Annotated in this window: 2 protein-coding genes; both read right to left on the reverse strand. The window is 61.3% G+C overall.

The window, feature by feature from the left end:
• Positions 1-80: 80 nt before the first annotated feature.
• On the reverse strand, positions 81-1328 hold the full coding sequence (locus ACP5E6_RS17440) for a cystathionine gamma-synthase family protein (RefSeq protein WP_427956364.1): 1248 nt from the start codon (positions 1326-1328) through the stop codon (positions 81-83).
• Positions 1328-2578, reverse strand: coding sequence for an aromatic ring-hydroxylating oxygenase subunit alpha (locus tag ACP5E6_RS17445; protein ID WP_427956366.1), 1251 nt, complete (start codon positions 2576-2578; stop codon positions 1328-1330). Before ACP5E6_RS17445 ends, ACP5E6_RS17440 begins: the two co-directional genes overlap by 1 nt.
• Between the last annotated feature and the right edge of the window lie 706 nt (positions 2579-3284).

The raw sequence follows: 3284 nt of genomic DNA on the forward strand, positions 1-3284 counted from the left end.
GGGGTCCAGGGGCAGCGCCCCTGGCCTTGCTGGCTCACCTCCCCACCCCCAAAGCCGCGCGGCGTCGCCCCCTGCATGGGTCAGATCCTTTCGAGTGCCTGTGCCAAATCGGCGATGATATCGTTTTCATGTTCGATGCCGACCGAGAGCCGGATCGTCGCGTCGCTCACGCCCGAAGCCTCGCGCCGTTCGCGCGGCACCGAGGCATGGGTCGTCGTCGCCGGGTGGCAGATCAGCGTTTCGGTCCCCCCCAGGCTGACCGCGAGGCGCAGCAGTTGCAACGCATCGAGCATCCGGAACGCCTCGGCCTCACCGCCCCTGATCTCGAACACGAAGGTCGATCCGGCGCCGGCGCATTGCCGCTCGAACGTCGCGCGCGCGGCGCTGGCCTCGGGCAGAAATCCGGCGTAGGTCACCCGCACCACTTTCGGATGATCGCGCAAAAACCGCGCCACCGCCGCGGCATTGCGGCAGGCGCGTTCGGTGCGCAGCCCCATGGTTTCCAGCGAGCGCAGCAGCAACCAGCACCCATGCGGGTCGAGATGCGTGCCCATCACCGTGCGCATTCGCCGCAACGGCTCGATCAGCGCGGCCCGACCCGACACGCTGCCGCCCAGCAGATCGCTATGCCCGCTCGCGTATTTGGTCAGCGAGGTCACACATAAATCGGCCCCCTGCTCCAGCGGAGTCTGCAACAACGGCCCCATGAACGTGTTATCGACCACAACCAGCGGCGGGCTGCCCTGTCGCGCGCCCACCCGCCGCGCAACCGAAGCGATCAGCGCAATATCGGCAATCCCCGCCAGCGGGTTCGACGGCGTCTCGACCCAGATCACCCCAAGCCGCCCCGGCGCCCGATCCACCGCGTCGCCGATCGCGGCCGCATCGACCGCATCGCCGATCGCAACCGCCGTAACCCCGTGCACCGGCGCCATCAGATTGTTCAGCAACCCGTCGGTGCCGCCATACAATGGGCTGGTGTGCACCACGCTCTCGCCGGGCCGCACCAGCGAGAGCAGCAGCGTCGAAATCGCCGCCATCCCGGAATTGAACACGGCGCAGGCCTCCGCCCGATCCAGCGCCGCCATCCGCGCCTGCAACATCTGCATGTTCGGATGATCGAGCCTGGCATAAATATACCCCTCATCCGCCCCATCCTCCGGCCCGCGCCCGGCAAAATGCCCCTCATGCGCCGTCTTTGCGTGCAGCGCATCGCGATACACGAAGGTCGAGGTCAGATAGACCGGCGGTTTCGCCGCCCCATGATGCGCCGCCGGATGATACCCATGCCCGACCGCGATCGTATCCGGATGCAGCCGATCCGCCATCAGCCCACCGCCACCGTATCGCGGCGCAGCGCCGCCGGCGGCATCACCCGCTCGCGCACCCGATCGACATACCAATCGGTAAACCGCAGCGCGAGCGATTCCGACTGCGCGCTATACGGTCCCGGCACATAACCAAGCGAATTCACCCCCCGCTGGTTGGTCTCCACCAGCGCCCGGTCCTGCAAATTCGTCGCGTTCCACACCATCACCAGCTCATCGCGCGTATAATCCACCCCTTCGACCGCATCCTTGTGAACCAGCCACTTCCCCACCACCAACGTCTCCTGCGGTCCCAGCGGCAGCGCCGAGAACATGAACAGAAAATCCCCCACCGCATGACAGAAACAATGCGGCTCCACCGCCCACCGCAACGACCCGACATCCCCGCCATTGATCGCGCACATCGGCCGCCGCACCACCGGCGCCCCATCCAGCGTCATCGAAACGAAACCCTCGCGCAGCGCAAAACGTGAAGCCTGCCACCACCCCCCCTCGACCGGCGCGCTCGCCAGCCCGATCGCCGCCATCCGCTGCTTGAACCCCGCAATATCGACCCGCTCGGAACTTAAAAAATTCCCCCGCGCATCGATCGGAAACGACGCCGACAATTCCGGATGCCCGACCCCGCAATGATAACACTCGCGCGCATTCTCCATCACCAGCTTCCAGTTGCCCCGCTCAACCAGGGTAATCTCGGCGGCAACCCGCGCATTCAACACATCATGCGGCGCCAGCATCGGTGCCAGATTGTCATGAAATTCACCGAAATCCGGCGCCGTCTCGGCCAGACACACATAAATCGTCCCGGCAATGCTGCGAACATGAATAGCCCCCAGCCCATGCGCCGATTTGTCGAAATCGCGCGGCATCCGCCCCGCGCCACGCAACACGCCATGATCATCATACATCCATTGATGATAAGGACAGATCAGCCGCTCCGCCGCGCCACACCCATCAGCCACAATCTGCGCGCCACGATGCCGGCACGTGTTGAAAAACCCGCGCAACACCCCATCCTGCCCGCGCCACACCACAATCGGACTGCGCCCGATCGTCATCGCCAGATACCGCCCCGGCGCCGCAACCTCGACCTCAAACCCCACCATCAGCCACGACCGGCCATAAATCTCGCGCAGATCGAACTCGAAAATATCCGGATCAGTATAAAACGCCTGCGGCAAACTATACCCCGGCCGCCGCGTCGCCACCAACGCACTAATCCGCGCCCCGACCGCCTCCTCGTCCCGCATCACAACCCTCCAGAATACGACACAACCTTGGATCACACCCACCCGCCCGGCAAATCGCATTTGCGCATAAGCCCATCTCTTTCTGCATGGGCCAGACCAGGGAAAAAAAGATCAAGACAAAGTCGGTCGTTCTTTTTTGAAAAAAAGAAAAACTTTCGGGAGTTGGGTTCTCGGTGGTTTTGCGGGCGGGGGAATGGTTTGGGGAATTGGGGGGAGGGTGGCGAGGAAGAGTGATGGGGTGCGGACGCGCACCTCACCATATAGCGGGCTAAGGCTGACACACCGTCATGGTATAGACAACCGAAAGCGGTTTCCGCCAAGTGGGATGAGTTCGAATACTGGTGGATATCCTTTAGGCCAAGTTAAAAACCCATTTTTATCAAGCCATATGCCGATTTCTTTCCCTCTGAATTCAGGACATTTTCGCCAAAAGCTTCTACAAATTGGAAATTCAACAACGCCATTGTCAATTTCGACTCTTATTGCAGAACTCGAATCAAAATACCGATCACGGTTGGCCTTCCCAACGCGAATTCCGTATGTCCCATTTCCTGACGACCATGCTGTTACCTTCATCTGTGCAATTTACTTTCACTAAAATATCAGAACAACACATACTCGCTAAAAAATTATTTAATTTATTTGCGACCTGACTGGTTGTGCGATGGTGCCGGTAGGTTGGACAGGTTCCGGGGGAGAATAAGCT

It is taken from the genome of Acidiphilium sp. (assembly GCF_049977125.1).
GTDB lineage: Bacteria > Pseudomonadota > Alphaproteobacteria > Acetobacterales > Acetobacteraceae > Acidiphilium.